Origin of the sequence: Streptomyces colwelliae, from assembly GCF_048158785.1 — a bacterium.
Classification (GTDB): Bacteria; Actinomycetota; Actinomycetes; order Streptomycetales; family Streptomycetaceae; genus Streptomyces.
Map to the genome: position 1 here is coordinate 1 of NZ_JBLTJC010000886.1, position 642 is coordinate 642.

1 protein-coding gene is annotated in these 642 nt (G+C 70.4%); it reads left to right on the forward strand.

Features of this window, described 5'->3' with window-relative positions; translation table 11 throughout:
* The coding region (locus ACNFOC_RS54995) for a cytochrome P450 family protein (RefSeq protein WP_521987296.1) at positions 1-642 on the forward strand (642 nt) is incomplete at both ends.

The window sequence follows — 642 nt, forward strand, 5'->3', positions numbered from 1 at the left end:
CTCTTCACCTGGGAATTCGCCACCGATCCCTACCCCGCCTACGCCTGGCTCCGCGAGCACGCCCCCGTGCACAGGACGCGTCTCCCCAGCGGGGTGGAGGCCTGGTTGGTCACCCGGTACGGCGATGCCAAGCAGGCGCTCGCCGACCCGCGGCTCTCCAAGAACCCCGCGCATCACGACGAACCGGCGCACGCCAAGGGCAAGACCGGTATCCCGGGTGAGCGCAAGGCCGAGCTGATGACGCATCTGCTCAACATCGACCCGCCGGACCACACCCGCCTGCGCCGCCTCGTCAGCAAGGCGTTCACACCCCGGCGGGTGGCCGAATTCGCGCCCCGGGTACAGGAGTTGACGAACGATCTGATCGACCGGTTCGCCGCCGACGGCTCCGCCGACCTCATCCACGACTTCGCCTTCCCGCTCCCCATCTACGCCATCTGCGACCTGCTCGGCGTCCCCCGCGAGGACCAGGACGACTTCCGGGACTGGGCGGGCATGATGATCCGGCACGGCGGCGGGCCACGGGGCGGGGTCGCGCGGTCCGTCAAGAAGATGCGCGGCTATCTCGCCGAACTCATCCACCGCAAGCGCGAAGCCCTCTCCGACGCCCCCACCCCGCACCCCGGCGGGAACCTCTCCGGC